Here is a 26,434-nt window from a genome sequence, read left to right as displayed (position 1 = left end):
CTGACGGTGCTTCTACTGCTGTTTCTGATGGGTCGTCAGATGGCAGGCTAGCCCCGCACCCCTGGACCGACAAGGCGCAGCGCTCTACGCTCTCCGCACGATCTGACTATCCGTCAGGTACGGCCTGCCTTTTCGAGGGGGAGCAGTGAACGACACCGCACACGCCCTGGGCGCCGCCGGGACGCTCTGGGAGCTGATCGAGCGCCGCGCCGCCCTCACCCCCAGCGCCCCCGTACTGATCCAGTCCGCCCCCGACGCGAAGGACGACCGGCGCCTGACCTTCGGCGAGCTGCGCGACCGCGGCGAACGGGTCGCCGCCGGCCTGTACGACATGGGCGTACGCCCCGGCACGGTCGTCGCCTGGCAGCTCCCGACCCGCATCGAGACCGCGCTGCTCTCCTTCGCCCTCGCCCGCATCGGCGCCGTCCAGTCCCCCGTCATCCCCTTCTACCGGGACCGCGAGGTCGGCTTCGCGCTGCGCGAGTCGAAGGCCGAGTTCTTCGCGACCCCGGGCGTGTGGCGCGGCTTCGACCACACGGAGATGGCCCGGCGCCTCGGCGCACGCGGGATCTTCGAGGCCTACGACACGCTGCCCGACGGCGACCCGTCCGTACTGCCGCCCCCGCCCTTTGACGGCACGTCCGTGCGCTGGATCTACTGGACCTCCGGCACGACCTCCGACCCCAAGGGCGTCCTCCACACCGACCGCTCACTGATCGCCGGCGGCTCCTGCCTCGCGCACGCCCTGCACCTGTCGGCGTCCGACGTCGGCTCGATGGCGTTCCCCTTCGCGCACATAGCAGGCCCCGACTACACGGTCATGCTGCTCCTGTACGGGTTCCCCGCGGTGATGTTCGAGCAGTTCGCGCTGCCGGACGCGCTCGACGGCTACCGGCGCCACGGGGTCACCGTCGCGGGCGGCTCCACGGCCTTCTACTCCATGTTCCTGACCGAACAGCGCAAGTCCCCGGCGGACCGGCTCATCCCGACGCTGCGGCTCCTCGCGGGCGGCGGCGCGCCCAAGCCGCCCGAGATCTACCACGCGGTCGTACGGGAGATGGGCTGTCAGCTCACCCACGGATACGGCATGACCGAGGTCCCCATGATCACGATGGGCGCCCCCGACGACACCGCGGAGAACCTCGCGACGACGGAGGGGAAGCCCCCCGAGGGCATGGAGATCCGGGTGACGGACGCGGACGGCAAGCAGGTCCCGTACGGCGTGGACGGCGAGGTCAGGCTGCGCGGGGAGGCCGTCTGTCAGGGCTATCTGGACCCCGTGCAGTCGGCGGCCGCCTTCGACCGCGACGGGTTCCTCGTCACCGGCGACCTCGGGCACGTGAGGGACACGGGGCATCTGGTGCTCACCGGGCGGGCCAAGGACATCATCATCCGCAAGGGCGAGAACATCTCCGCGAAGGAGATCGAGGACCTGCTGCACGCGCACCCCGCGGTGGGTGACGCGGCGGTCGTCGGGCTCCCGGACCCCGAGCGCGGCGAGCGGGTGTGCGCGGTCGTCGTCCAGCGGGACGGCACCGAGCCGCTGACCCTGGAGGCGATGGCGTCCCATCTGCGGTCGGAAGGGCTGTCCACGCACAAGCTGCCGGAGCAGCTGGAGCTGGTGGACGCCCTTCCGCGCAACGACACCCTGCGCAAGGTGCTCAAGTACAAGCTGCGCGAGCGCTATTCGGGCACAAGCCCGGTGAGCGCTACTCCGAAACGGTGAAGTAGTGGGCGAAGGCGGTGACGATCTCCTCCTCGGAGATCCGCCCGTCGCCGTCCGCGTCCAGCGCGGCGGCGACCGGGCCCGCCAGGGACGGGGCGACTCCGAGGACACGCAGGACGCGCTCCGCGGACGCCGGGGTGAGGCCCGAGCCGCTCTGGTCCGCGACGGCGATGGCGGCCCGCAGGAAGGGGCGGGCGATCTCCGCGAACCGCTCCGGGTTGTCCCGCAGCCGCTTCACCGCGCCCGTCACGAACTCCTCGCGGGTGACGCGCTGGTCGCCGTCCACGTCCGCTATGCCGGCCATGCCCTGCCAGAAGGCCTCGGCACCCGCGTAGAGCGCCTGGCCCTTGTCGCAGCGCGCCGTCGTGGTGAACTCGGCGAGCAGGCCCTTGGCCGCGGTCACGAAGTCCTCGCGGTCGATGTAGCCGTTGCCGTCCTGGTCGAAGCCGGCGAAGCGGGCAGCGATCCTGCGCTCGTACTCCGCGTGATCGGTGCTCTCGGCGTGGTCCATGTCCCCTCGGCCGCCTCTCGCATCGGTGGTGGTACGGGTCCTGCCCGTCCCCTCGCCAGGGAGCGTACGTCGTGGAGCGGCGCCGGGGGCCCTCACAGCGACGCTTGTGCCAAGACCGGAGAAATTCCGCAACAACTTCCGTGCCCGGCCGCCCGGACGCACGGGTGTGCGTCAGGCCGAGAGAGGTGACGCCTCGTCGTTCACGGCGGTCAGCACGTCCGGGTACACCTCGAAGAGGCGGCGCACGCCGAGCGCCGACAGGACACGGTTGACGTGCGAGCCGTCCTCGGCCCCCTTGGCGGGCAGGATCAGCCGGAGCTCGCCGCGGCAGGAACGCATCAGACGGCGGGCCGCGATCAGCACGCCGACCCCGCTCGAATCGCAGAAGAGGACCTGCGAGAGATCGAGGACGAGGCTGTGCCGGCCGTCCGCGACCGCGTCGTGCACCTGCTGGCGCAGGGCGGGAGAGGTGGCGATATCCATCTCGCCCGACACCCGCACGACGGCCCAGCCACCCTGCTGTCCCTCGGTCACCCTGAGCGTCACGCGCCACGCCTCTCGTTGATCCGGAACCTCTGCTTACGGTTGTCTTCTCTCGCGGCTGCCCGACCGCGAGGTGCTGAAACACCACCGCAGACGTATCACATATGACCCGGTTAAGACCCAAGTGATCGGATTTTTGGTCGCTTCCGGCACCAAAGGTCCGCGCACCGTGACCGTCTCCTTACCATCCGCATCCGGCCAGGTCGACCTTTGCCGCAAAGGCACGTGCGTTGTCGGCGGGTCCGACTACATTCGAGGGAAGGCACACGGTGAGGGGGCCGCATGGCCAAGGAGACTCCGACCCGGTGGGACCGGAGGATGCAGCAGCGGCTCGCGCACGGGGAGGCCGCCGCGCTCGGCGAGCTGTACGACCGCTTCGCGTCCCTCGTGCACGGGCTCGCACACCGCGTGCTCGGTGACGAGGACGCGGCGGACCGCATCACGCGCGACGTCTTCACCCACGTCTGGGAGAACCCCGACGCGTACGACCCCAAGCAGGGGCCGCTGCGCTCCTGGATCGCCACGCTGACCCACCGGCGCGCGGTCCACCGCCTGCGCCAGACCGAGTCCGCCGCGCTCGTCCGCAGCGGCAAGGGCACCACGGAGGACCTGGAGCGCAGGGTGCGGCACGCCTCCGCCGCCGCCCGCGCCGACTACATCGTCACGTCGATGCCCGCCCCGCTGCGCGCCGCGCTCGAGCTGGCCTACTTCCAGCGCAGGGACTACCGCCAGACCGCGGTCGACCTCGGCGTCACCGAGGACGAGGCGCGCCGCCGCCTGCGCCTCGGCCTCCAGCTCCTGTCCACGGCGCACGACAGCGGCGCGTCCGGCACCCCGCCGGGACCTCCGGGATACGGGAGGGCGCTGTGAGCGGGCCGAACCCCTTCAGCAACGCCGACAATCCGGAGAACCACGAAAACCGCGACGGCTCCGGGGAGTCCGGGGGCCCCGACGGCGCCGGCCGCTCCGACGCCGCCGCGAGCGCCCGGATACCGACGCCGCGCTCGTCCGTGGAGGACACCGGGCGCCCGCTGCCGGACCACGTCCCCGGGCCGCTCGTCCTGGAGCACCGTGTCCTCAAGTCCCTCCTCGGCGCATGGGCGCTGGCCGCGTGCTCGGCCGAGGAGAGCGTCGCCGTGGAGGAGCACCTCGGCGGCTGCGGCCCGTGCGCCGAGGAGGCGCTGCGGCTGCGGGACGCCGTGGGCCTGCTGCACTCCGAGGAGAGGAGCCTCGACCTCGACCCGATGCTGCGCTCCCGCGTCCTCGAGGGCTGCCTGACCCGGCGTCCGCCCCGCATCCCGGTCCCCGAGTGGGCCACTCCGTACGACGCGGAGACCGCCCGCCTCGACGCACTGCTCCAGGACATCGGCGACTCCGAGTGGCACGCGCCCGTACGGCTTCGCTGGTACGAGGGCGACGACCGCGTCAGCCGCAAGACGACCGTCGCCGGGGTGCTCACGCACCTGATGAGCGTGGACGGCCTGGTCGCCGTCGCGCTCGGCCTCGACGACCCGCTGTTCGGCGTCGCGCCCGAGGAGCGCCGCACCCCGGAGAGCCGCACGGAGACGTTCTGGAAGGCCTCGCACTTCCCGCCGACCCGCGCCGTCCGCGGCCCCTGGCGCGAGCAGTCGCACGCCGTGGTCCGGACAGTGTCGTTCGCGGCCGACCCTAGCGGCTCCGCGGGCCGCACCCGCACCTCCGGTCAGCTGGCGGTCCCGTACGGGGACTTCACGCTGCCGCTGCGCGACTCGATGCTGGACCGCGCCTTCGAGTGCTGGGTGCACGCCGAGGACATCGCCGAGGCGGTGGACTACCCGTACGAGCCGCCGTCGCCCCGCCATCTGAACCGCATGATCGACCTGGCGGCCCGGCTCCTGCCCGACTCCCTCGCGGGGCGCCGCCGCGCGGGCCTCGCCGCACCGGCCCGCGGACTCGTCGCCGCGGGAGCGCCGGGCCGCACCCTGCGCCTTGAGGTCGAGGGGGCGGGCGGCGGCGAGTGGCTCATCGCCCTGGACTCCCCCGGCGCGGTCGGCTCGACGGAGCACGAGGTGGCCCATGTCGCCCTGGACGGCGTGGAGTTCTGCCGCCTGGCGGCCGGTCACGTCACGCCGGAGGAGGCGGCCGCAGGACAGGACGGCGACCGCGAGGCGATCCACGACGTCCTCTACGCGACGGCGGCGCTCAGCAGGATGTGACGCGCTCCAGGGGGATACGCGGGATACGCCCTGCGGCACGCGTCATCCCTTGCTGACCGCCGCGAGGATCTCCGGCAGGCGGGCCGCCGTGCGCGGGGCGGCCAGACGCAGGCCCGCCAGGGTGATCCCCGCTCCGTACGCGGCGCCGATCGGCAGCAGCAGCCAGGTCGCGGACTCGGCGCCCGACACGTGCAACCAGATCGCGACGGCGATGACCGGGGCGCACAGCAGGGCCGCCGCGACCATCCCGCCGAAGATCGATATCCAGGCGAGGCCCGCCTGCCCCGGGGCGACGTTCTTGTAGCCCTCCTGGGGGATCGAGTACGGGAAGCGGGCCGACGACCAGGCGCCGGTCGCGAGCATCGCGCCGAGCAGCGCGAAGGAGAGGCCGAGCACTTCGGGCAGGGCCCGCCAGTCGCCGAGCATCGCGGTCGTGACGACGGTGACCAGCGTCGCGTACGGCAGGGTGATCGTCAGGAGGGCGAGGGCGCGGCCGCGCAGTTCGACGTAGGCGTCGTGCGGCGAGGAGATGGTCATGGCGACCATCCAGAACGCCGAGGTGTCCTGCCCGAACTGGTTGTACATCTGGATGCCGAGCATTCCGGCGGCGAAGCACGCGAAGTAGATGGAGCCGGTGCCCTGGAGCGCGTTGAAGACCGGCACGATCAGGCCGATGGCGAGGGACGTCACCCAGGCCGCCTTCGTCTTCGGGTCGCGCCACACATAGCGCAGGGCGCGCTCCATGACCGTCCCCGTGCGGCCGTCGGGCAGGAGGCGGGGGCCACGGGACGTGCGCCTGCGGCGGGTGGGTTCGGCGGCCTGGAGCGTGGAGCCGTCGGGGGACGTCATGAGGCGCGTCAGGGCGCGCTGCCAGGCGTAGATGAGTCCGGCGAGGGCGGCCGCGCACAGGACGAGGCGGGCCGCCGCGACGCCGTACGAGCCGTGGCTGACGGAGTCGACGGCGCCGATCGCGGACGCCGGCGGGATCCAGGCCAGTACGTCGCCCGCCGGATCGAGCGCTCCGAGTCCGCCGGACGAACCGAGCTTCTGCGCACCGAAGTTGACGACCTGTGCGCCGACGGCGATGACGAGCCCGCTGAGGACGGCGAGGTCGCGTCCCTTGCGGCTGGTGAGCAGCCGGATGTTGGCGGCGGCCACGGCGCGGGCGAGGGCGACGCAGGTGAGCAGGGTGAGGGCGACGGCCAGGACCGCGACGGCGTACGCGGCGGCCCCGTGCGCCAGGGCGATCACCGCGCCGACCGTGAGACAGAGCGTGAACAGGGGGCCGATCCCGACGAGGGACGCGATGAGCAGGCCCCTCACGAGCGGGCGCGGGCGCAGCGGGAGCATCACGAGGCGGGTCGGGTCGAGGGTCTCGTCGCCGGAGGGGAAGAAGAGCGGCATCACCGCCCAGCCGAGGGCGAGTACGGCGGTGAGGATGACGCAGAGCGTCGCCGCGTGCGTGCTGCCGCGCAGGGCGATCAGGCCGATGAGCTGGAGCGCGGCGACGAGGAGTACGACGACGAGCGTGGCGATGTAGGCGGCGCGGCGGCCCGTGGACCCGCGCAGTCCGTTGCGCAGGAGCGCCAGCTTGAGACGGACCAGCGTGACGGTCGTGGTGGTCACCGGCCGCCTCCCAGCCAGTCCAGGTCGGAGGTGGTGTCGCGGCTGTTCGCGCCGACGAGTTCGAGGAACGCCTGCTGGAGGGAGGGCGCGTCGCCGCGCACTTCGGCGAGGGGCCCCTGCGCGCGGATGCGGCCGGCGGCCATGACGGCGACCCAGTCGCAGAGCGACTCGACGAGCTCCATGACGTGGGAGGAGAAGACGACGGTCGCCCCGGAGCCGGTGTAGCGCTCCAGGACGCCGCGGATGGTCTGCGCGGAGACCGGGTCGACGCCCTCGAACGGCTCGTCCAGGAAGAGGACTTCGGGGTTGTGGAGGAGCGCGGCGGCGAGCCCGATCTTCTTGCGCATGCCGGTCGAGTAGTCGACGACGAGCTTGTGCTGGGCCCCGGAGAGGTCGAGTACGTCGAGGAGCTGGGCGGCGCGCTTGTCGACCTCGGCGCCAGGCAGGCCGCGCAACCTGCCCGTGTACGCGAGGAGTTCGTGCCCCGAGAGCCGCTCGAACAGGCGCAGGCCCTCGGGGAGCACTCCGATGCGGGCCTTCACCTCGACCGGGTCGCGCCACACGTCGTGGCCGACGACCTCGACGGCGCCCCGGTCGGGCCGGAGCAGTCCGGTGACCATGGAAAGGGTGGTCGTCTTGCCCGCGCCGTTCGGCCCGACGAGGCCGATGAACTTACCCGCGGGAAGGACAAGATCGATCCCCGCGACGGCGACGCTCTGACCGAACGCCTTCCAGAGATCCTTCACGCGTACGGCCGGCGCACCGGCCTCGGTCCCCACCTCGGTCACTGTGCCCGCCGTCCTTCGTCGCCGTCACCCTCCCCCAACTCTCGACTCCGCTCGAGCAGGGGCCCCATCCGCACGATACGTGGCCGCGGGACGCGCCGTCGGGTTCTACCGGCGGCCTTCCCGCCCGCACGCGTACGCCAGTGGGGAGATGAGCTCCTCGGCGTCCGGCAGCCAGCGGTTCGCGGCGGTGGGGCGGCAGGCCCACTGGACCGCGCCCCGGCCGCCGACGCGGGTGGGCGGCGCGGCGACGTAGGAGCCCTCGCCGAGCGCGTCCAGGTCGAGGGAGGCGGGCGGCCAGCCCAGCTTGCGGACCAGGTCGGGGACCTTCGTGGCGGCGCCCGGCAGGACGAAGAACTGCATCCGGCGGTCGGGGGTGCAGGTGACCGGGCCGAGGGTGAGTTCCATGCGCTCCATGCGGGCCAGGGCCAGGAACCCGGCGGTCTCGGGCACGTCGATCGCGTCGAACGTGCGCCCCGTCGGCAGCAGGATCGAGGCGGCGGGCTGCTTGGACCACAGCCGGCGGGCGGCGGTCGCGCTCCCGGTGGCCTGGTTCGCCCAGTCCTCGCGCGCGTGGTGGGCACCGGGGGCCGCGCACCTGGCGTCGCCGCAGGAGCAGTGCTGCCTGCCCTCGTCGACCTCCAGCCAGGTGCCGGGGAACACGTCCCAGTGGCGTTCCTCCGCGTAGCGCACGGCGGCGTCGAGGAGGGCCTCTCCGCGCTGCTTGGGGATCTGGGGAGGCGAGGTGACGGACGAGGTGACTGCCGAGGTGACTCCGATGGTCTCTTCCACGACGTTCTCAACTCCCGCCGCCACCCGGGGTTACGGGCGCACGCGCGCGGGGGCCTGCAGCACCGATCCTGCACGTGGGGCGCATGGATGCATGGGCGGGGGCGCGCGGGAGGAATGGCCCCGGCCGGGGGGTAGCCAGCCCGGAGGACCAGACGAGGGTGCTGTCCACCGACCGGCTACCAGTTGGGGCTCTTGCTTGTTTTTGCCCTTCTTTGTGGCGCATCTTCCGTTTGATCTCAGGGCATTGATCACCTCAAGGCGGGCCCGACCGGACATTTGACGGCAGGCCCGAGTCCGCCCGATGGTCCACGGTGCACACAGGGGGTACGCCATGGCCGCAAGGCCTCTCGTAGCGCGACAGCCCAACGAACGGCTGCAGGCGCTCATCCAGGAAGCCGGCTGCTCGAACGCCGGACTGGCCCGCCGGGTCAACATGTGCGGATCGGAGCACGGCCTCGACCTGCGCTACGACAAGACGTCGGTGGCGCGCTGGCTGCGCGGCCAGCAGCCGCGCGGCCGGGCGCCCGGCATCATCGCCGAGGCCATCGGCCGCAAGCTCGGCCGCACGGTCACGATCGACGAGATCGGCATGGCCAACGGCAAGAACCTCGCCTCGGGCGTCGGCCTCCAGTTCTCGCCGACCGTCCTCGGCGCCATTGAGCAGGTGTGCGAGCTATGGCGCAGCGACGTGGGGCGCAGGGACTTCCTGTCCGGGTCGTCGGTGGCCTCGTCCGCGCTGGTCGAGCCGAGCCGGGACTGGCTGATCTCCGTACCCGACTCACAGGTCGCGCGGTCGGCGGGGCCGCGGGTCGGGACGTCGGACGTGGCCGCCGTGCGGGCGATGACCCAGGCGCTGACGGATCTTGACCACCAGTACGGCAGCGGGCATGTGCGGCCGGTGGTCGTCCACTATCTGAACAGTGTGGTGTCGGGGCTGCTCGCGGGCTCGTACCGGGAGGCCGTGGGGCGTGAACTGTTCGCGGCGGTCGCCCGGTTGACGGAGCTGGCCGGGTACATGGCCGTCGACACGGGACAGCCGGGCCTCGCCCAGCGGTACTACATCCAGTCGCTGCGCCTCGCCCAGGCCGCCGGGGACCGCGGATACGGCGGATACGTACTGGCCGCGTCCATGAGTCACTTGGCGGCGCAGCTCGGCAACCCGCGTGAGATCGCCCAGTTGGCGCGCGCGGCACAGGAGGGGGCGCGCGGGCGGGTGACCCCGCGTGCGGAGGCGATGTTCTACGCGGCCGAGGCGCGGGGCCACGCCCTGCTCGGGGACGCGCGGGCCACGCAGGCGGTGGCGGGCAGCGCGCTGGCCGCGCTGGAGCGGGCCGAGCCGGGCTCGGACGACGACCCGGCCTGGATCGCGCACTTCGACGCCGCGTACCTCGCGGACGAACTGGCGCACTGCTACCGGGACTTGGGGCAGGCGGAGGCCGCGCGGCGGCAGGCCGAGGCGTCCCTGGCCGGGCATCCTCAGTCACGGGCACGGCGCAGGGCGATCGGCCTGGTGCTGCTCGCCACGGCGCAGGTGCAGCAGCGCGAGGTCGAGCAGGCCTGTCAGACGGGGACGCGCGCGGTGGAACTCCTCGGCACGCTGCGCTCGAACCGGGGCGCCGAATACCTGGACGACTTCAGGCAGCGCCTGGAGCCGTACCGGGACGAACCCGTGGTGCGGGAGTTCGGTGCGCGCCTCGATCTTCAGGCAGCGTGAAGTTTTGTGAGCGGCGCGCAGGAGACGTACGCGTGAAACTTGTGTGACGGACGCCTCAACCCGCTTGGAGAGGGCGCTAATCAGCGTTCCGCAGGCCTGTTCTGTTACTTGAGGGTGTGGGGAGGCTGTGGGGTTCTGAGCTGCGTGGCACGTGTGTGCGGGGACCCGGTAGCGTGAGCCGACGATTCCGAAGGTCCCCCAGTCGTAGGAGTCCCGGTGACGCAGCAGAGCGGACAGGGCGAGGATCCGCACCTTCCCTCGGTGCGGCAGGCGCACGAAGGCGTCGTGCTGCCCGCCGACGGCAGCGAGCCCTTGCTGCCGGGTACCTTCGGCGACCAGTCGCACGTCGCCCCCTCGGGCGGCAGCCCCTGGGGCCAGCCCTGGGGCCCCGAGTCCGCGCAGGCGGCCTCCGGCGGCCCGATGCCCACGTACGAGTGGGGTGCGCCGTCCGCGACGCCCTCGCTGCCGGGTGAGAGCGCGCCGCATGCCGCGGCCCCGCTGCCCCCGGCCGCGCCGCAGCAGCACTACTCCGCGCCGCTGCCGCCCGCCGGTGCCCCGGCCGCCCCGCTGCCGACGGACCCCGCCCCGTACGGCTCCGCCCCGCTGCCGACGGACCCCGCCCCGTACGGCTCCGCGCCGCTGCCGCCGGCCTCCGCCTCGGACGCGACGCAGTACATAGCCCCGACCGCGCCCTCCGACGCGGACGCCACGCAGTACATCGCGCCGGTCGCGCCCGGGGCCCTGCCGCCCGAGGTGCCCGCCGACGCCACCCAGTACCTGGGCCGCGCGAACGCCCCCGGCCAGATGCCGCCGCCCCAGCAGCAGCCGTACGGCTCCGCGCCCATGCCGCCCGCGGGCACCGACAGCGATGCCACGCAGTACATCGCGCCCGTGCCCTCGCCGCCGCCGAGCGCGCCCTACGGCATCCGCCCCGGCGCCCCCGGCGACCGCCAGCCCCCGGCCGAGTTCGACAGCCTCTTCCGCACCGAGCCGGAGCCGGACGCGCCCGCCTCGACGCAGCAGATGCCCCGCTTCGACCCGCGCGCCGGCGGACCCGCGGGCCCCGGCGGACCGGGCGGACCCGGGAGACCCGGCCCGGCCGGACAGCCGCAGGCCCCGTACGAGCCCACCGGGCGGGCCGCCGCCCGCAAGGGCCAGAGCCGCACCGGCTCGAAGGTGCCGCTCATCGCCGCCGTCGGCGTCGGCATCCTCGTCGTCGGCATCGGCGCGGGCGCCCTCATCAGCAGCGGGGGCGACGAGAACAAGGGCGACGACGCCAAGCCCGCCGCCGCGACCGGTGCGCCGGACAGCTCGTCCCCGACGCCCGCCGACCCCGCCAAGGCGCAGGCCGTCGCCCTCGACAAGCTCCTCGCCGACTCGAACAACAGCCGCGACACGGTGATCAGGGCCGTCGCCAGCATCGGTGCCTGCAAGGACCTCGGCAAGGCCGCCGCCGACCTGCGCGGCGCCGCCACCCAGCGCACCGGCCTGGTCACCCGGCTCGCCGCGCTCGAAGTGGACAAGCTGCCCAACCACGCGGCGCTCACGCAGGCCCTCACCAAGGCGTGGCAGGCCTCCGCCTCCGCGGACAGCCACTACGCGGCGTGGGCCGACCAGGCCGCCGGCAAGAACGGCTGCAAGAAGGGCCACGCCAAGCCCACCCCGCAGCGCCGCGCGGGCGACCAGGCCAGCGGCACGGCCTCCACCCAGAAGACCCAGGCGTCGAAGCTGTGGAACAGCATCGCGACGCAGTGGAACCTCCCGCAGCGCAAGCCGTTCCAGCTCTAGGGCGTGTTCGGCGGATCAGCGCCGCGACCCCGGCCCTGATCCGCCGGACACGCCCTAGCTGATGTGCCGGCTCCAGCCGGTACGGAGGCGGCCTGAGCGGGATCAGCCCGTGGGGGTCGCCTCCAGCGTCCTCGACACGTCGACGAGTCCGCGGCGCGCGGCCACGAGCCGCCCGTCGCGTACCACCTGGAAGGTGACGTCGGCGTTCACGAGCCGCGGGAAGCCTCGGGCCGCGATCATGTCCTCGAAGCGCCAGCTCAGCGTCGGCGTCAGCCCGCCCGTGCGCACCTTCAGGCCCCCGTCGAGGGCGTTGCGCACCGAGTGCGCCGTCACGTCACCGCCGCCGAGCGACTCGACGACCTGCTTCAGGACGGTGTACGCGATCCACGTCGTCTGCACGCCCGCGTCCGCCGGGTCGATCCGGTTGTCGCCGAACGCCTGCTCACTGATGACCTTGCGCATCGTCGCCCACCGCCGGTCGGTCGCCACCGGGTACCAGCCGGTGACGTACGCCCCTTCGTAGACGCCCGACTTGCCGCCCGAGCGGTCGATGACCGTCTGGTCGACGCTGCCGAGGACGGTCGAGATCCGCACCTTCGGATAGGAGTCGCGGGTGCGGCGGAACGAGTCGAAGAACGTGTCCGTGCGGTCACCGAGGACCGCCGTGACGCAGCCCTTCCCGGTCGGGTCCGCGCCGGCCCGCAGGAGCGCCTGGCGGGCCTGCTCCGTGTAGTCGGTGGCGTCCTCGGCGGCGCGCACGTCGGACGCGCGGTTGCGGCCCGCGGACAGGCCCGTGTCGAGGAGCAGCGGCAGCTGGTCGCCGGCGACGGTGTCGGGGCGCACGAGCGAGGTGCGGTCGCAGCCCGCGGCGGCCAGCTGCCGGCCGTTCCCGGCCATCAGGGCGGGCTGGCCGCCGTTGACCGGATACGACAGAGGGCTGGCGAACTCCTCGTCGGTGACGCCGTAGCCGCCGATGTAGGGGATGCCGGCGGACTCCAGGGGCCCGAGGAAGGAGCGGGCGTGCTGGCTGTAGGAGCCGACGACCGCGACGGCGTTCTGCTCGACGGCGTCCCTGGCGCAGCGGGCGGCGCCCACGGTGTCGTTGTTGTCGTTGCAGGTGATGACCCTGAGGTCACGGCCGCCGATGCCGCCGTGGGCGTTGACCCAGCGCGCGTAGGCGCGTGCCATGGCGGGCATGCCGGGCATGTTGGTCGCCTGGGTCTTCTCGGGCGCCCATGTCATCACCGTGATGGGGTCCTTGGAGCCCCCGGTGACATCGGAGACGAGTCCGCATCCGGCGGCGAGCGACGCACAAGCCGCCCACACCGCCGCCGAAAGCACGGTGGAACGAAGGGTGCGGGAGGTGCGCGGGGTGGTGGTGCGTCGCCGGCCAGTCATGAACCTGCACGATTCCCCCGCATCCCTAACCCGCGAGTGACCTGCGGTCAACGTGCGGTGACGCGGAGGTGAATTACGGGGGCCGGGACGGGCCGAAGGGGACGGCACGTACGATCGATGACCGTGCAAAGCTCGGAGAAGTCTTCCCGTCGCGGCCGTCGCTCCTCCACCATGGGCGGCATGCCACTCAACGACATGCCCTGGTGGCGCTGGCGCAGCAATGTGCGCTCCGCGCTGCACATGCTCTCCGACCCCGCGTTCCAGCGGAACGTCTGGCTCGCGGGTGTGGACGGGTTCGGGGACGTCACCGACGCCGTGTACCGCCTCGTAGAGGACACCTGGCTCGACAACTGGTCCGCCGAGAAGTACGTCGGCACGATCTTCCGGGACTCCCAGGAGGCGCAGCTCGTCGACACCGCCGTGCTGCGCGTGCTGCGGATCATGCACCAGGTGGGCCCCGACGCCCCCGTCTCCGCCTATCTCGACCACCACGCGTGGCCGGAAGCGGTGCACTCCGCGCGGGACGCGCACGTCGCGCTCGCCACGAGCGACGGCGACGACCCCGACGCGGCGCCCCGCACCCTCGAAGTCCTGCGGATCATGACGCGCGCGGCCTGAGCGCCGCGCGGCTGCCGTCCGAACAGCGGGACGGCGGCCCGGCGGGGGTTTCGTGTATGGGACCCTTGCCTGCATGAATGAGCAGTCCCTTGCGTCCGGCGTCGCCGGCGGCGAGCAGTACGTCCTGACTCTCTCCTGCCCGGACAAGCGGGGCATCGTGCACGCCGTGTCGAGCTATCTCTTCATGACCGGCTGCAACATCGAGGACAGCCAGCAGTTCGGCGACCACGACACGGGCCTGTTCTTCATGCGGGTCCACTTCTCGGCGGACGCGCCCGTCACGGCGGAGAAGCTGCGGGCCAGCTTCGCCGCGATCGGCGACACCTTCCAGATGGACTGGCAGATCCACCGCTCCGCGGAGCGGATGCGCGTCGTCCTGATGGTGTCGAAGTTCGGCCACTGCCTGAACGACCTGCTGTTCCGCACCCGGATCGGCGCCCTGCCCGTCGACATCGCGGCGGTCATCTCGAACCACACGGACTTCGCGGAGCTCGTGAAGTCGTACGACATCCCCTTCCACCACATCCCGGTGACGAAGGACAACAAGCCCGAGGCCGAGGCGCAGATCCTCGACCTGGTGCGCGCCGAGGGCGTCGAACTGGTCGTCCTGGCCCGCTACATGCAGGTCCTCTCGGACGACCTGTGCAAGGAGCTCAGCGGGCGGATCATCAACATCCACCACTCGTTCCTGCCGAGCTTCAAGGGCGCCAAGCCGTACCACCAGGCACACGCGCGGGGCGTGAAGCTGATCGGCGCGACCGCGCACTATGTGACGGCCGACCTCGACGAGGGCCCGATCATCGAGCAGGAGGTCGAGCGCGTCGGCCACGGCGTGACGCCGGACCAGCTCGTGGCGATCGGCCGCGACGTGGAGTGCCAGGCACTGGCCCGCGCCGTGAAGTGGCACGCCGAGCGCCGGATCCTGCTGAACGGGCGCCGGACGGTCATCTTCACCTGATCTCAGGCAGCCGGGCCCGTCCGCACACGCAGACGACCCGCGAGCCAGGTCTCCTCCCGTACGAGACGGGCGGAAGCCGGCCGGACGTACCGGCGGCTCGCGGGTCGGGCGACTGCTTGGGATTGGGGCCGGCTGCACGCAGCTCTCACGTGCTGGTCCGGCGCCGAAATCGAGATGCGACGCCGGGCTGCTAGCCCGCAGTCACCTCACGCGTCCGGTATTCATACATCTGCCGAACCACCTCCCTTCGTGTGTACCCCCACTCTAAGAAGGGTCCGGGGAGCCTTCAAGCGAATTAACGGGCCCACCGCTCGGCCCGAGCGCGAGGTCGTAGGCTGTGATCAAGGACGGAACGTTCCTCCCGGATCTCCGGGACGCAACGATTTCCCCGAACTCCGTGTGTGCTGCGTCACGTTCGAGTTGAATGATCTGAAGTGCGGAACACGCGGACACAGCCTGCAGGGGGTGCCAGGTGAGTGCTTCCCGGCGTAGTGGGGCCACCGACGAGCTCGGGCCCGACGAGCCCGAGCGGGACGAGCCCGAGCGGGACGGGGCCGATCTTCTTGCCGCGTTGCTCGACGGGATGGACGCCGCGCTCTGCGCGTTCGACGCCGACGGGATCGTGACCCATTGGAACCGGGAGGCCGAGCGGATCCTCGGCTGGTCCGCGGCCGAGGCCGTGGGACGGCGCGGGTTCTCCGGATGGGCGGTGCGCACCGCCGACGCCGACGAGGTCGAGGCCCGGCTGATGGCCGCGATGCGGGCGCCGGGCCGGCAGGTCCACGAGTTCGCGCTGCTCACCAAGGACGGCGGGCGGATCCTCGTACGTACGCAGTCCGCCGCGGTGCGCGGGCCCGACGGCAAGCCAGCCGGGCTGTACTGCGCGTTCAGCGAGGTGCACACGCAGATCGACCTGGAGCGGTCGATCGCCCTGAGCGAGGCCCTCTTCGAGGACGCGTCCTGGGGAGTCGTCCTCGTCGACGCCGACCTGCGGCCCGCCGTCGTGAACGCGCATGCCGCGCGGGCGCTCGGCTCCGGCCGCACCGCACTGCTCGGACGCCCCCTCGGCGACCTGATCTCGCAGGGCGTCGAGGAGCTGGAGAGCGCGCTCGCCCATGTGCTCGCGGAGGGCGCCCCGCCGGCCCCCGCCGAGCTGTGGGTGACGGTGCGGCTCCCGGAGGGCGACGCGCGCAGGTGCTGGCGCAGCGGCTTCGTGCGGCTCGCCTCACCGCTGGCCGAGGAACCCGTACCGCTGGGCGTCGGATGGCTGTTCCAGGACGTCACCGAGGCCAAGCGGACGGAGCAGGAGGCGGCGCAGCTGCGGTTCCGGGCCAACCAGCTGCACCGGGCCACGCGGGCCGCCGCCGAGTGCGAGGACCCGGCGGAGGCGGCGACCATCCATCTGGACTTCGCGCTGGCCGGGTTCGCCGACCACGCGCTGATCGACCTGGTCGTCGGCGACGAGCAGGCAGGCCAGTCGGAGCGCGACGCCGACGGGGACCGCACGGGTCCGGTGCGCCTCGCGCGGGCGGCCGCGACGCCTTCGGGGGCGCCGGGGCCGAGCCTGCTGGTGTCGCGCACGACGCTGCCCGTGCGCTATCCGGAGGGCCACCCGGCGCTGCAGTCCGTGGAGCGCGCGGGTTCGGTCCGGGCGAGCGCGAACGGGCGTGACGCGGCGCGGGCGCGCGAGTGGGCCGAGACCAGACAGTGGCCCGAGGGCACGGTGCACGCCCTGTGCGCGGTGCTGCGCAGCCGGGCGCGCACGCTGGGCGTGGTGACGTTCCTGCGCGGGCCCAGCCGTACGCAGTTCGAGCGGGCCGACGCCACGTACGCGGAGAGCGTCGCGGCCCGGATCGCCGGGACGCTCGACCTGGCGCGGGTGCTCGACCGGTAGCCGCGCCCCTGGCGTCAGTGGCGGTAGAAGATCCGGTCGCCGTACTCGGTGAAGATCCGGCCGTTCCACTCGTGGCCGCCGTCCACGTTCCCGGAGCGCAGGAGCGGCGGCTGGATGCCGCGGTCGGCGAGCTCGGCCGCGGCCGTCGCCATGGTGGCCTGCATCAGGGCGCTGGCCACCATCGTGGAGGCCGGCCCGAAGGGGGCGTCGACGGTGTCGTACGTGAGCTCCGCGTCGCCGACCTCGATCTTGGAGTCGAGGACGATGTCGCAGTGGTCCTTGAGGAACGTCCCCGACGCATGGCGGGACTTCGTCTCCTCGGCGTACGCCACGGACGTCACGCCGATCACGCGCAGGCCGAGCGCGCGGGCGTTCATCGCCATCTCCACGGGCAGGGAGTTGCGGCCGGACAGCGAGATGATCACGAGGGCGTCGCCCGCGCGGACCGGGCTGGTGTCCAGGACGGCGCCCGCGAGCCCGTCGACGCGTTCCAGGGCGGAGCCCAGCGTGGCGGGCATGACGTCGACACCGACGACCCCGGGCACGGACAGCAGGTTCATCAGGGCGAGTCCGCCCGCGCGGTAGACGACGTCCTGCGCGGCGAGCGAGGAGTGCCCCGCGCCGAACGCGAAGAGCCGGCCGCCGTCGGCGACCGTGTCGGCGATGAGCGTGCCGGCGGCCGCGATGTTGCGGTCCTCCTCGTCGCGCACCCGCTTCAGCAGGCCGATCGCGGCGTCGAGGTACTGACCGGCCAGCTTGCTGTCGCTCATCGGCGGAGCCCCTTCGTCGTCCCTTACTGCCCGCATGCCGCGCATCACGTTGCGGTCCGGACCAGTGCCCTGTCAATACGTTCCTGCCGTACGGAGCCCGGTTCCCCCGGCGCGGCACGGTTGTCAGCGCTATGCGTCAGAATTGGGTTCAGGGCCAGCGCACGAGCTAGCGGTGAGCTAGCAGAGCTAATCGAGGGGCACGTATGTCCGGACTGATCGACACCACGGAGATGTACCTCCGCACCATCCTCGAGCTCGAAGAGGAAGGTGTGGTCCCCATGCGCGCCCGGATCGCCGAGCGGCTGGACCAGAGCGGCCCGACGGTGAGCCAGACCGTGGCCCGTATGGAGCGCGACGGCCTGGTGGCCGTGGCCACGGACCGCCACCTGGAGCTGACGGACGAGGGCCGCCGGCTGGCCACGCGCGTGATGCGCAAGCACCGCCTCGCCGAGTGTCTGCTCGTCGACGTGATCGGCCTGGAGTGGGAGCAGGTGCACGCGGAGGCCTGCCGCTGGGAGCACGTGATGAGCGAGGCGGTCGAGCGCCGCGTGCTCGAGCTGCTGCGGCACCCGACCGAGTCGCCGTACGGGAACCCGATCCCGGGGCTCGAGGAGCTGGGCGAGAAGGACGGCGCGGACCCGTTCCTCGACGAGGGCATGGTGTCCCTCGCCGATCTCGACCCGGGCACGGACGGCAAGACGGTCGTGGTGCGCCGGATCGGTGAGCCGATCCAGACGGACGCGCAGCTGATGTACACGCTGCGGCGTGCGGGCATCCAGCCGGGCTCCGTGGTCAGCGTGACGGCGTCGCCGGGCGGGGTCCTGGTGGGCAGCAGCGGTGAGGCGGCGGAGCTGGCGGCGGACATCGCCTCGCACGTGTTCGTCGCCAAGCGCTGAGCCGGACGCCGGGCGCCCCGGCCGGGCCCGGGGCAACTTACCGACGCGTCAACTTCTGTTCCCACAGGCACAGTTGGGACGTCAACGCATTCCCTGAGAACTCTCGCAGAAACCAAGATTCACTGCGCGGAATCGCAGCGCGCGGACGTTTTGCGTGCAAGGCTGTCGCGAGAGGCATATGACCTGAGGACTCTTGACCGTCTCGGTTTCGGGTCCGCACCGGTCCGGCCGCGCGGGCGGGGAGGGGGCAGGACGAATGTGCCGACGTACCCAGACAGGGCGTAGACGTACCCAGACAGGGTGCAGTCAGACAGGGCGTGGACAGACAGAGGGCCCCGGCGCCTTGCGGCGCCGGGGCCTGTCCTCCCCTGTGCTGACCCGGAGCCCCGAGCTCCCAGGGTCATCCCCTTCGGACCGATTTCCCCGAGCGGTCCGCCTCCCGCTGAAGATCTCCCCTCGGCGGCGGCGGTCAATCCTTGAACGAGGTCACTCGAACGAGGGGTGTTGCCGAGAACGACCCCGTTTTCGAAAAAGAGTTCGATAACGTGCGCGGGTACGCGACTGCAGGCGCGACCACAAGGGGGTGCCAGGGCCTATGGTGCGGCGCATCGACGTGACCGGGGCGGGCGGCGTGAGTCTCGCCGCGTGGGAGTTCGCCGACCCTCCCAAGACGGGCGAGGTCGACCAGTCCCCCGGAGTGCTGTTACTGCACGGCCTGATGGGCCGGGCCTCGCACTGGGCGGGCACCGCCCGCTGGCTCTCCGAGCGCCACCGTGCCGTGGCGCTCGACCAGCGCGGCCACGGCCAGAGCCAGAAACCCCCCGAGGGCCCCTACGACCGCGAGGCGTACATCCAGGACGCCGAGGCCGCCCTCGTCCAGCTCGGCCTCGCGCCCGCCGTCGTCATCGGCCACTCCATGGGCGCGCTCACCGCCTGGCAGCTCGCCGCCCGCCGCCCCGACCTCGTACGCGCCGTGATCATCTGCGACATGCGGGCCTCCGCGCTCGGGGCGGCGTCCCAGCGGGAGTGGGAGGACTGGTTCGACGCCTGGCCCTCGCCCTTCGCCACGCTCGCCGACGTACGGAAGTGGTTCGGCGAGGACGACCCGTGGGTGGAGCGTCCCCAGCCCTCGCGCGGTGAGTTCTACGCCGAGGTCATGGCGGAGAGCCCCGACGGCTGGCGGCCCGTGTTCGACCACCGGCAGATGCTGGTCTCCCGGGCCACCTGGGTCTACGACGCGCACTGGGAGGAGCTGGCCCAGGTCCGCTGCCCCGCCCTCGTCGTCCGCGGCCTCGACGGCGAGCTGGGCCGCGCCGAGGCGCAGGAGATGGTCCGCGTCCTGCCCAGGGGCGAGTACGCGGAGATCGCGGACGCCGGGCATCTCGTCCACTACGACCGGCCGGAGGCGCTGCGCTCCGCCATCGAGCCTTTCCTGGACGGCGTACTCACCTCGTAGCGGCGCAGCCTTGTAGCGGCGGACCCGGGGGATCAGGGGCCGAGGCGTTCTACGCGCCAGGCGCCGGACGGCTCGCGTACGTAGCGCAGCCTGTCGTGGAGGCGGTTCTCGCGGCCCTGCCAGAACTCGACCGTGCGCGGGGTGACGCGGAAGCCGCCCCAGTGGTCGGGCACCGGGATCTTCTCGCCCTCCGGGTAGCGCTCGGCGAGTTCGGCGTACGCGGTGTCGAGTTCGGCGCGCGAGGTGAGGACCTGCGACTGGGCGCTGGCCCACGCGCCGAGCTGGGAGCCGCGCGGGCGGGAGCGGAAGTACGCGGCCGTCTCCTCGCGGCTCGTGTGGGCGACGGTGCCGGAGACGATGACCTGGCGGGCCATCGGGTGCCAGGGGAAGAGCAGCGCGATCTCGTGGTTCGCCGCCAGGTCGCGGGCCTTGCGGGAGCCGTAGTTCGTGTAGAAGACGAAGCCCCGGTCGTCGTAGGCCTTGAGGAGCACGGTGCGCGAGCTCGGCCGGCCGGCCGCGTCCGCCGTGGAGACCACCATCGCGTTCGGCTCGTACAGGACGCCGCGCGCCCGCGTGGCCTCGTTGAACCAGAGCTCGAACAGTTCCATCGGGCGCGCGGGGACGTCCTCCTCCAGGAGTCCCTCACCCGGCAGGCGGTACTGCGCGCGCATGACGGCGGGGTTCTGGGGTGCGTGGTGGTCGTGGTCGCTCACGCGGTCATCCTGCCGTACGCGTGGGGCAGTCGGCCGCGTGGAGTTCATCACTGAGTGGCACTGAGTGCCGCGCACTCTCCCCAAGGGTGGCACCAGCGGATATCGTCGTCGGTCCCGCCGCCCCTTCGGTTGGGTGACCGCCTGCCGAACGGGGCATCACCGGGGTGACCGATCCGGCCCGTGAGCCCCCGGAGCCGCGCCACCACCGCGGTTCCGGACAGGCCGGACGGGCCGGAACGAGCCAGTACAGCCCGGAGCATTCCGGCGAATACCGCCGCAGAACCATTACGCCCATGCGGACCGCACACGACCACCGCGGTCCTCCGTCGTACACACGCAGAGCCGTACACACGCAGAGCCGTACACACGCAGAGTCGTACTACACGCAGAGTCGTACACATTCAGAGGAGCCGCCTGATGTCCGACCCCGGCCTTGACCCCGGCAGTGCCCCCGGCTTCGTGCCCGGCCTCGAGGGAGTCGTCGCGTTCGAGACGGAGATCGCCGAACCGGACAAGGAGGGCGGCGCCCTGCGGTACCGGGGCGTCGACATCGAGGATCTGGTCGGCCAGGTCTCGTTCGGCAATGTCTGGGGCCTGCTCGTCGACGGGGCCTTCAACCCGGGCCTGCCGCCCGCCGAGCCGTTCCCCATCCCCGTCCACTCCGGCGACATCCGCGTCGACGTACAGTCCGCGCTCGCCATGCTCGCGCCCGTGTGGGGCCTGAAACCGCTGCTCGACATCGACGAGGCGCAGGCCCGCGAGGACCTCGCCCGCGCCGCCGTCATGGCCCTCTCGTACGTCGCCCAGTCGGCCCGCGGGCAGGGCAGGCCGATGGTGCCGCAGCGCGAGATCGACAAGGCGGACACCGTCGTCGAGCGGTTCATGAAGCGCTGGCGCGGCGAGCCCGACCCGAAGCATGTCGCCGCCGTCGACGCGTACTGGACGAGCGCCGCCGAGCACGGCATGAACGCCTCCACGTTCACCGCGCGCGTCATCGCCTCCACGGGCGCCGATGTCGCGGCCGCTCTTTCGGGCGCCGTCGGCGCCATGTCGGGCCCCCTGCACGGCGGCGCGCCCTCCCGCGTCCTCGGCATGATCGAGGAGATCGAGCGCACCGGCAACGCGGAGGCGTACGTACGGCGGGCGCTCGACAAGGGCGAGCGCCTCATGGGCTTCGGGCACCGCGTGTACCGCGCCGAGGACCCCCGCGCGCGCGTGCTGCGGCGCACGGCCCGCGAGCTGGGCGCCCCGCGCTTCGAGATCGCCGAGGCACTGGAGAAGGCGGCCCTCGCGGAGCTGCACGCCCGCAGGCCCGACCGGGTCCTGGCGACGAACGTGGAGTTCTGGGCGGCGATCATGCTGGACTTCGCGGAGGTCCCGGCGCACATGTTCACGTCGATGTTCACGTGCGCCCGCACGGCCGGCTGGTCGGCGCACATCCTGGAACAGAAGCGCACGGGCCGCCTCGTACGCCCCTCGGCCCGCTACATCGGGCCGGGCACCCGCGACCCGCGCGACATCGAGGGGTACGGGGAGATGTCGGGCTGAGCAGCGCCCTCGGCAGAGCGAGCGGCGCCGCACGGATTTCCGTGCGGCGCCGTTGCCATGCGTCACCTGCCCCGGGTCACCCCAGCGCCCCGTCCAGAATCGCCGCCCACTGCGCGACGACCCGCTCGCGGCGCGGCCCGTCGTCGGTGAGGAGGTTCGCGAGGCCGAGGCCGCGCGCCATGTCGAGGAGCCCCTGCACGGTCTCGCGGACGCCGGGGCGCGACTCGTCGGCGGCCAGGAGCTCCACGGCGATGCGGTGGGTCTCACGGCCGACGCGGGCCTCCAGTTCGGTGACGCGGCCGCCCAGCTGCGGCTCGTTCGACGCCGCCACCCACAGGTGCAGGGCGGCCCGGAACAGCGGGCCCGTGTAGAGGTCCACGAGGGCGGCGACGACCTCGGTGCGGCCGCGGGGGCGCAGGGCGCGCAGCGCGGTCGAGCGCTCCTCGGCGACGTACTCGACGGCGGCCGTGAACAGGTCCTCGCGGGTCGGGAAGTGGTGCTGCGCGGCGCCGCGCGAGACCCCGGCCCGTTCGGCGACGACGGAGACCGTGGAGCCCGACCAGCCGTGTTCGGCGAGGCACGACACGGCCGCTTCGAGGAGCCGCCGGCGGGTGGCGCGGCTGCGGTCCTGTTTGGGGGCGCGCTCCACCGCCGTACCGGATGAGGTCACAGCACCCATGCGGGATCCCGTCGTTCGAGGAAGGCCGTCATCCCTTCGCTTGCCTGTGCGGAGGAGAACAGCCGGGCCGAGAGCGCGCTCAGGTCGACCGCGTCCCGGTCGAAGGCCTCCAGCACCTTAGCCGTGAGCAGCCGTTTCGTCTCGGTCAGGCCCTGCGGGGACGACCTGCGCAGCCCGTCGAGGACGGGGGCGAGGGCGGCGTCGACGTCGTCGCCCGCCGTCGTCAGGAGCCCGATGCGGACCGCTTCCGCCGCGTCGAAGCGCTCGCCCGTCAGGTAGTAGCGGGCGACGGCGCGCGGGTCGGTGCGCGGGAGCAGGGGCAGCGAGATGACGGCGGGCGCGACCCCTATGCGGACCTCGGTGAACGCGAACGAGGCGGCGTGCGAGGCGGCCGAGATGTCGCAGGCCCCGAGCAGGCCGAGCCCGCCCGCGCGCACATGCCCGGCGATCCGCGCGACGACGGGCCGGTCGAGCGCGACGATCTGCCGCAGGAGCGCGACCAGGGCCTCGGGCGGGGGCGGGGACTTCAGGTCGGCGCCCGCGCTGAACGTGTTGCCGGTGTGGGTGAGGACGACGGCCCGTACGGCGGCGTCCTTGCCGCACGCCGTGAGCGCCTCCGCCAGCTCGGCGACGAGTGCGGCCGAGAGAGCGTTGCGGTTGGCCGGGGAGTCGAGGGTGAGGGTGGTGATCCCGCGCTCGTGCGAGGAGTGGACCAGGGTCTTTTCAGTGCTCACGATGTCTCCCGGAGCTGTCGGCGGAGGATCTTTCCCGAGGATCTTTTTACGACGTCGTCAGTACGACTTGGGCAGTCCCAGGGTCTGGTGGGACACGTAGTTCAGGATCATTTCCCGGCTCACGGGCGCGATGCGGGCCACGCGGGACGCCGTGATGAGCGAGGCGAGGCCGAACTCGCGGGTGAGCCCGTTGCCGCCCAGCGTGTGCACCGCCTGGTCGACGGCCCGCACACAGGCCTCCGCTGCCGCGTACTTGGCCATGTTCGCGGCCTCGCCCGCCCCGATGTCGTCGCCCGCGTCGTACAGATGGGCCGCCTTCTGCATCATCAGGCGGGCCGTCTCCAGCTCGATGTGGGCCTGCGCGAGCGGGTGCGCGATGGCCTGGTGGGCGCCGATGGGCGACTTCCAGACGCTGCGTTCCTTCGCGTACCCGACGGCCCTGGCCAGCGCGAAGCGGCCCATGCCGATCGCGAACGCGGCCGTCATGATGCGCTCGGGGTTGAGGCCCGCGAACAGCTGGAGCAGGCCGGCGTCCTCGTCGCCGACGAGCGCGTCGGCCGGGAGCCGTACGTCGTCGAGGACGAGCTCGAACTGCTTCTCCGGCGCCTGGAGTTCCATGTCGATCTGCCGCCGCCCGAAGCCCTCGGCGTCGCGCGGGACGATGAACAGGCACGGCTTGAGGCTGCCGGTGCGCGCGTCCTCGGTACGGCCCACGATGAGGGTGGCGTCGGCTATGTCGACGCCGGACACGAAGACCTTGCGCCCGGACAGGATCCAGTCGCCGCTGTCCCCGTCGCGGCGGGCGGTGGTGGTGATGCGGTGCGAGTTGGAGCCCGCGTCGGGCTCGGTGATCCCGAACGCCATCGTGCGGCTGCCGTCGGCGAGACCCGGCAGCCAGGCCGCCTTCTGCTCCGGCGTACCGAAGCGGGAGATGACGGTGCCGCAGATCGCGGGCGACACGACCATCATCAGCAAGGGCGCCCCGGAGGCACCCAACTCCTCAAGGACCAGCGACAGTTCGTACATGCCGCCGCCCCCGCCGCCGTACTCTTCGGGCAGGTTCACGCCCAGGTACCCGAGCTTCGCGGCCTCCGCCCACAGCTCCTCGGGGTGGCCCTCCTCGCGGACGACGCGGGTCATGTAGTCGCGTCCGAAGCGGCTGCCGAGAGCGGCGACGGCGGAGCGCAGGGCCTGGTGCTCCTCGGATTCGAGGACGGGAGCGTTCATGACTGATCCTCCTGTACGACGGCGAGCAGGGCGCCGACCTCGACCTGGCGGCCGGGCGCGGCGTGCAGGGCGGTGAGCGTGCCGGAGGCGGGAGCGGTGATGCGGTGCTCCATCTTCATCGCCTCCAGCCAGATGAGGGGCGCTCCCGCGGCGACCGTGACGCCTTCGGCGAGGCCTTCGGCGAGCCGGACGACGGTGCCGGGCATGGGCGCGAGCAGGGATCCCGGCTCCTGGCGTGCGACGGGCTCGGGGAGGCGGGGCAGGGCGGTGAGTGCGGCACCGTTCACGTACACGCGCTCCCCGTGGGCCGCGACGTCGAACTTCCGCACCACGCCGTCCACTTCGAGCACGACGAGCGCCGGCGTCGCGCGGACGACACGTACACCGTCCGCGGCCAGACCGTCGCGGGTGTGCCGGTAGCGGACCTCGTGCTCGATCCCGTCGGGTTCGGTGCGGTAGTGCTTGACCTGCGGCTGCGACGCCACATTGCGCCAGCCGCCGAACCGGGACCGGCCGTGCGCGTCCGCGAGGGCCGCTGCGAGCGGCGCGTACGGGTCCGGGCTCGGCGCCGTGAGCGCGGCCAGATGCCGGTCGTAGAACCCGGTGTCCGCGCCGCCCGCGATGAACTCGTCGTGCCGCAGCGACCGTACGAGCAGCTCCCTGTTGGTGACCGGGCCGTGCACGACGGCCCGCTCCAGGGCGCCCGCCAGCTTGCGCAGGGCCTCGGCGCGGGTCGGCGCGTGTGCGACGACCTTGGCGAGCATCGCGTCGTAGTGCACCCCGATCGGGTCGCCGTCGGTGAACCCGGTGTCCAGGCGTACGGCCTCCGGGACGGACAGCCGGTGCAGCGTGCCGGTCTGCGGGGCCCAGCCGGCGGCCGGGTCCTCCGCGTACAGACGGGCCTCGACCGAGTGGCCTCGCGCGGTGGGCGGCTCCTCGTCCAGGGGCTCGCCCTCGGCGACACGCAGTTGCAGCGCCACGAGGTCGACGCCGAACACGGCTTCGGTGACGGGGTGTTCGACCTGGAGGCGGGTGTTCATCTCCAGGAAGTGCGCCTTGCCGCCGGCGACGAGGAACTCGACGGTCCCGGCGCCCCGGTAGTCGGTGGCGCGAGCGGCCCGCACGGCCATCTCCCCCAGAGACGTTTCGAGTTCAGGTGTGAGACCGGGTGCGGGCGCCTCCTCGATGACCTTCTGATGGCGCCGCTGGAGCGAGCAGTCACGGGTGCCGAGCGCCCACACGGTGCCGTGCGCGTCGGCCATGACCTGCACCTCGACATGCCGGCCGCCCTCGATGTACGGCTCGACGAACACCTCACCGTCTCCGAAGGCACTCAGCGCCTCCGCGCCGGCGGCGGCCAACTGCTCGTCCAGGTCGGCCAGTTCACGTACGACGCGCATGCCGCGCCCGCCACCACCGGCCGCCGCCTTCACGAGCACGGGCAGGTCTCCCGCCGTGAGGTCACCGGTCTTCAGGGGCTCGACGCCCATGAGCTCCTTGGCGCGCGTCTTGGACGCCATGGCCTCGATCGCCTCGGGCGGCGGGCCGATCCAGATCAGGCCCGCGTCGGCGACGGCCCGCGCGAAGTCGGCGTTCTCGGACAGGAACCCGTACCCGGGGTGCACGGCGTCCGCGCCCGCGGTCAGGGCCGCCTTCACGATCAGGTCGCCGCGCAGATACGTCTCGGCGGGCGACGCCCCGGGCAGCCGTACGGCGGCATCGGCCACGCGCGCGTGGAGGGCGTCCTCGTCGGCGTCCGAGTACACGGCGACGGTCCGGATGCCCAGCTCGGCGCAGGTACGGAAGACGCGGCAGGCGATCTCGCCGCGGTTGGCGACGAGTACAGAGGTGATCATTCGCGTG

At 72.5% G+C, this 26,434-nt stretch carries 23 protein-coding genes; 11 read left to right on the top strand and 12 right to left on the bottom strand.

Annotated features, from left to right (window positions below; all coding sequences use genetic code 11):
• Nucleotides 1–145 precede the first annotated feature (145 nt).
• Nucleotides 146–1,726 carry a class I adenylate-forming enzyme family protein gene (locus OHA58_RS20095; protein ID WP_405480361.1) on the top strand — a complete coding sequence of 527 codons (1,581 nt, stop codon included), beginning with the start codon at nucleotides 146–148 and terminating at the stop codon, nucleotides 1,724–1,726.
• On the opposite strand, the gene OHA58_RS20090 is transcribed toward OHA58_RS20095, so the two are convergent.
• Both OHA58_RS20090 and OHA58_RS20085 read right to left on the bottom strand, forming a co-directional pair.
• On the bottom strand, nucleotides 1,710–2,237 hold the full coding sequence (locus OHA58_RS20090) for an EF-hand domain-containing protein (RefSeq protein WP_405480359.1): 528 nt from the start codon (nucleotides 2,235–2,237) through the stop codon (nucleotides 1,710–1,712). The genes OHA58_RS20095 and OHA58_RS20090 overlap by 17 nt on opposite strands.
• A gap of 171 nt (nucleotides 2,238–2,408) precedes the next feature.
• Nucleotides 2,409–2,783, bottom strand: a complete 375-nt coding sequence (locus OHA58_RS20085) for an STAS domain-containing protein (protein WP_116512424.1) — start codon at nucleotides 2,781–2,783, stop codon at nucleotides 2,409–2,411.
• Between the two features lie 279 nt (nucleotides 2,784–3,062).
• Here OHA58_RS20085 and OHA58_RS20080 point away from each other — a divergent pair, with 279 nt between their 5' ends.
• Nucleotides 3,063–3,650, top strand: a complete 588-nt coding sequence (locus OHA58_RS20080; protein WP_405480357.1) for a sigma-70 family RNA polymerase sigma factor — start codon at nucleotides 3,063–3,065, stop codon at nucleotides 3,648–3,650.
• Nucleotides 3,647–4,975, top strand: coding sequence for a zf-HC2 domain-containing protein (locus OHA58_RS20075; RefSeq protein WP_405480355.1), 1,329 nt, complete (start codon nucleotides 3,647–3,649; stop codon nucleotides 4,973–4,975). The genes OHA58_RS20080 and OHA58_RS20075 overlap by 4 nt, the downstream gene beginning before the upstream one ends.
• Nucleotides 4,976–5,017: 42 nt before the next feature.
• Here OHA58_RS20075 and OHA58_RS20070 read toward each other — a convergent pair whose 3' ends face one another.
• The 3 genes from OHA58_RS20070 to OHA58_RS20060 all read right to left on the bottom strand — a co-directional run bounded on the left by OHA58_RS20070 (nucleotide 5,018) and on the right by OHA58_RS20060 (nucleotide 8,178).
• Complete coding sequence (locus OHA58_RS20070; RefSeq protein WP_405480354.1) at nucleotides 5,018–6,601, bottom strand: transporter; 1,584 nt, start codon at nucleotides 6,599–6,601, stop codon at nucleotides 5,018–5,020.
• The gene (locus OHA58_RS20065; RefSeq protein WP_405480353.1) at nucleotides 6,598–7,389 is read right to left on the bottom strand and encodes an ABC transporter ATP-binding protein; all 792 of its coding nucleotides are present in this window, start codon (nucleotides 7,387–7,389) and stop codon (nucleotides 6,598–6,600) included. The genes OHA58_RS20070 and OHA58_RS20065 overlap by 4 nt, the downstream gene beginning before the upstream one ends.
• Nucleotides 7,390–7,494: 105 nt before the next feature.
• Nucleotides 7,495–8,178, bottom strand: coding sequence for a bifunctional DNA primase/polymerase (locus OHA58_RS20060; RefSeq protein ID WP_405480352.1), 684 nt, complete (start codon nucleotides 8,176–8,178; stop codon nucleotides 7,495–7,497).
• 331 nt (nucleotides 8,179–8,509) lie between these two features.
• Here OHA58_RS20060 and OHA58_RS20055 point away from each other — a divergent pair, with 331 nt between their 5' ends.
• Together OHA58_RS20055 and OHA58_RS20050 are read left to right on the top strand one after the other, a co-directional pair.
• Nucleotides 8,510–9,892 carry a transcriptional regulator gene (locus OHA58_RS20055; RefSeq protein ID WP_405480351.1) on the top strand — a complete coding sequence of 461 codons (1,383 nt, stop codon included), beginning with the start codon at nucleotides 8,510–8,512 and terminating at the stop codon, nucleotides 9,890–9,892.
• A 216-nt stretch (nucleotides 9,893–10,108) separates the two neighbouring features.
• Entirely contained in the window at nucleotides 10,109–11,680 is a 1,572-nt protein-coding gene (locus OHA58_RS20050) for a hypothetical protein (protein WP_405480350.1), read from the top strand.
• Between the two features lie 102 nt (nucleotides 11,681–11,782).
• Here the strand turns inward: OHA58_RS20050 and OHA58_RS20045 are convergent, their stop codons facing one another.
• Nucleotides 11,783–13,078, bottom strand: a complete 1,296-nt coding sequence (locus tag OHA58_RS20045; RefSeq protein WP_405480349.1) for an ABC transporter substrate-binding protein — start codon at nucleotides 13,076–13,078, stop codon at nucleotides 11,783–11,785.
• Nucleotides 13,079–13,195: 117 nt separating this feature from the next.
• Between OHA58_RS20045 and OHA58_RS20040 the strand changes: the two genes are divergently transcribed.
• From OHA58_RS20040 to OHA58_RS20030, 3 genes are all read left to right on the top strand, one after another.
• Nucleotides 13,196–13,696 carry an SCO4402 family protein gene (locus OHA58_RS20040; protein WP_116512416.1) on the top strand — a complete coding sequence of 167 codons (501 nt, stop codon included), beginning with the start codon at nucleotides 13,196–13,198 and terminating at the stop codon, nucleotides 13,694–13,696.
• 73 nt (nucleotides 13,697–13,769) lie between these two features.
• Nucleotides 13,770–14,654 carry a formyltetrahydrofolate deformylase gene (gene purU, locus OHA58_RS20035; RefSeq protein ID WP_405480348.1) on the top strand — a complete coding sequence of 295 codons (885 nt, stop codon included), beginning with the start codon at nucleotides 13,770–13,772 and terminating at the stop codon, nucleotides 14,652–14,654.
• Between the two features lie 472 nt (nucleotides 14,655–15,126).
• On the top strand, nucleotides 15,127–16,548 hold the full coding sequence (locus OHA58_RS20030) for a PAS domain-containing protein (protein WP_405480346.1): 1,422 nt from the start codon (nucleotides 15,127–15,129) through the stop codon (nucleotides 16,546–16,548).
• A gap of 14 nt (nucleotides 16,549–16,562) precedes the next feature.
• On the opposite strand, the gene OHA58_RS20025 is transcribed toward OHA58_RS20030, so the two are convergent.
• Entirely contained in the window at nucleotides 16,563–17,318 is a 756-nt protein-coding gene (locus OHA58_RS20025; RefSeq protein WP_405480344.1) for an SIS domain-containing protein, read from the bottom strand.
• 203 nt (nucleotides 17,319–17,521) lie between these two features.
• Here OHA58_RS20025 and OHA58_RS20020 point away from each other — a divergent pair, with 203 nt between their 5' ends.
• Nucleotides 17,522–18,214, top strand: a complete 693-nt coding sequence (locus OHA58_RS20020) for a metal-dependent transcriptional regulator (RefSeq protein ID WP_372564152.1) — start codon at nucleotides 17,522–17,524, stop codon at nucleotides 18,212–18,214.
• 595 nt (nucleotides 18,215–18,809) lie between these two features.
• The gene (locus OHA58_RS20015) at nucleotides 18,810–19,670 is read left to right on the top strand and encodes an alpha/beta fold hydrolase (protein ID WP_405480343.1); all 861 of its coding nucleotides are present in this window, start codon (nucleotides 18,810–18,812) and stop codon (nucleotides 19,668–19,670) included.
• A 32-nt stretch (nucleotides 19,671–19,702) separates the two neighbouring features.
• Here OHA58_RS20015 and pdxH read toward each other — a convergent pair whose 3' ends face one another.
• Entirely contained in the window at nucleotides 19,703–20,341 is a 639-nt protein-coding gene (gene pdxH, locus OHA58_RS20010) for a pyridoxamine 5'-phosphate oxidase (RefSeq protein ID WP_405485060.1), read from the bottom strand.
• A 459-nt stretch (nucleotides 20,342–20,800) separates the two neighbouring features.
• On the opposite strand from pdxH, the gene OHA58_RS20005 reads away from it, so the two are divergent.
• Nucleotides 20,801–21,931 carry a citrate synthase 2 gene (locus OHA58_RS20005; RefSeq protein WP_405480342.1) on the top strand — a complete coding sequence of 377 codons (1,131 nt, stop codon included), beginning with the start codon at nucleotides 20,801–20,803 and terminating at the stop codon, nucleotides 21,929–21,931.
• A gap of 76 nt (nucleotides 21,932–22,007) precedes the next feature.
• On the opposite strand, the gene OHA58_RS20000 is transcribed toward OHA58_RS20005, so the two are convergent.
• From OHA58_RS20000 to OHA58_RS19985, 4 genes are read right to left on the bottom strand one after another with little or no spacing between them, the layout of a single operon-like run.
• Nucleotides 22,008–22,610, bottom strand: a complete 603-nt coding sequence (locus OHA58_RS20000; protein WP_405480341.1) for a TetR/AcrR family transcriptional regulator — start codon at nucleotides 22,608–22,610, stop codon at nucleotides 22,008–22,010.
• A complete protein-coding gene (locus tag OHA58_RS19995; protein ID WP_405480340.1) occupies nucleotides 22,598–23,344 on the bottom strand; it encodes an enoyl-CoA hydratase family protein in 747 nt (248 codons plus the stop codon). Before OHA58_RS19995 ends, OHA58_RS20000 begins: the two co-directional genes overlap by 13 nt.
• Nucleotides 23,345–23,401: 57 nt before the next feature.
• Nucleotides 23,402–24,571 (bottom strand): acyl-CoA dehydrogenase family protein, encoded by a 1,170-nt coding sequence (locus OHA58_RS19990; protein WP_405480339.1) that lies wholly within the window; start codon nucleotides 24,569–24,571, stop codon nucleotides 23,402–23,404.
• The gene (locus tag OHA58_RS19985; protein ID WP_405485058.1) at nucleotides 24,568–26,427 is read right to left on the bottom strand and encodes an acetyl/propionyl/methylcrotonyl-CoA carboxylase subunit alpha; all 1,860 of its coding nucleotides are present in this window, start codon (nucleotides 26,425–26,427) and stop codon (nucleotides 24,568–24,570) included. Before OHA58_RS19985 ends, OHA58_RS19990 begins: the two co-directional genes overlap by 4 nt.
• Nucleotides 26,428–26,434 lie beyond the last annotated feature (7 nt).

The organism is Streptomyces sp. NBC_00009, from assembly GCF_045040855.1.
In the GTDB taxonomy this organism is placed as follows: domain Bacteria; phylum Actinomycetota; class Actinomycetes; order Streptomycetales; family Streptomycetaceae; genus Streptomyces; species Streptomyces aureus.
The sequence above is the reverse complement of the archived record's forward strand: the minus strand, read 5'-3'. Positions and strand labels throughout refer to the sequence as shown.